This window comes from Kitasatospora sp. NPDC085464 (genome assembly GCF_044541955.1).
Lineage (GTDB): Bacteria > Actinomycetota > Actinomycetes > Streptomycetales > Streptomycetaceae > Kitasatospora.
Genome location: NZ_JBITTM010000129.1, coordinates 1 through 1,050 on the forward strand (window position 1 = coordinate 1; position 1,050 = coordinate 1,050).

A 1,050-nucleotide genomic window follows, 5' to 3' on the forward strand; every position below is an offset into this window, starting at 1 on the left:
GCGGAGGCCGAGGTCATGACGGCTTCGGTGCGCAGGGGGTTGATCTCGGAGACGGCGCCGACGAGCGTGGTCTTGCCGACACCGAAGCCGCCCGCGACGACGATCTTCGCGGAGGTGGTGGCGCGGGTGGGGGCGGCCGCGTTAGAGCTTGCGAAGTCCACTGAGGACCCTTTCGAGCAGCGTGACGTCGGGCTGGTTTCCGGATTCGCCGCCGGAAGCGGGCTGGTGGATGGCGACCAGGCCGGCCTCGGCCAGGTCGGCCACGAGGATGCGGGCCACTCCCAGGGGAAGGGAGAGCAGCGCCGAGACCTCAGCGACGGATTTGACCTCCGTGCACAGCGTGCAGATCCGCTGGTGCTCGGGGAGCAGGGTGGCCAGGCGCTGCGGATCGACGTCGGCGGAGACCAGGGCCTCCAGCGCGAGTTCGTAGCGCGGCCGGGTGCGACCTCCGGTCATCGCGAACGGACGGATCAGCGGGCCGGCATCGGGCTCGTCCTCGAACTCCTCCACGTGCCCGGGCTCCTGGGCCGGCCGGTAACCGGGCGCCGGGTCGGGCACCGGTGCCGGGTAGCCGGGCGCGGGGGCACCGTAGGAAGGCTGCTGCTGGGCGTACTGGTCGTACTGGGCGTACTGGCCGTACTGCTCTTCGGGCCGGGCGTACGGCTGCTGGGGCTGACCGTACTGGTGCCGGCCGTACTCCTGACCGTGGCCGACGCCGGGTGATCCGAAGGCGTCATGGCCTGTGCCAGGGTACGGAAGACCGTACTGGCCGCTGCGGTCGTCGGGCGGTGTCACGGTTCCTCTCCTCACAGGGTGCGGCGGTGCGGTTCGGGCTTCGGAGCGAGTCCGGAGCCGGTGGTGCGAAGGCCGTACAACGTCCGAACCCGAGCCCGCCGAAGCGGGCCCGGGAAGGACGCGGAGGTACTTCGAATACCTGGACGGTATCCGACGAACCGTCAGTGCAGGAGACTGCCCTGGAGTTCCGCGCGAAGTGCGGGGGTGAGGACGGCGCCGGCGCGGTCGACGAGCAGGGCCATCTCGTAGCCGACG

1 protein-coding gene and 2 pseudogenes are annotated in these 1,050 nt (G+C 71.0%); all 3 read right to left on the reverse strand.

Going from position 1 to position 1,050, the window contains the following annotated elements; translation table 11 throughout:
• Positions 1-161: pseudogene (locus ACIGG8_RS42895) on the reverse strand (ATP/GTP-binding protein); the annotation flags it as partial.
• Positions 142-795 carry a DUF742 domain-containing protein gene (locus tag ACIGG8_RS42900; protein WP_396553999.1) on the reverse strand — a complete coding sequence of 218 codons (654 nt, stop codon included), beginning with the start codon at positions 793-795 and terminating at the stop codon, positions 142-144. The gene ACIGG8_RS42900 and the pseudogene ACIGG8_RS42895, both read right to left, overlap by 20 nt.
• A gap of 161 nt (positions 796-956) precedes the next feature.
• Positions 957-1,050, reverse strand: a pseudogene (locus ACIGG8_RS42905) (roadblock/LC7 domain-containing protein); the annotation flags it as partial.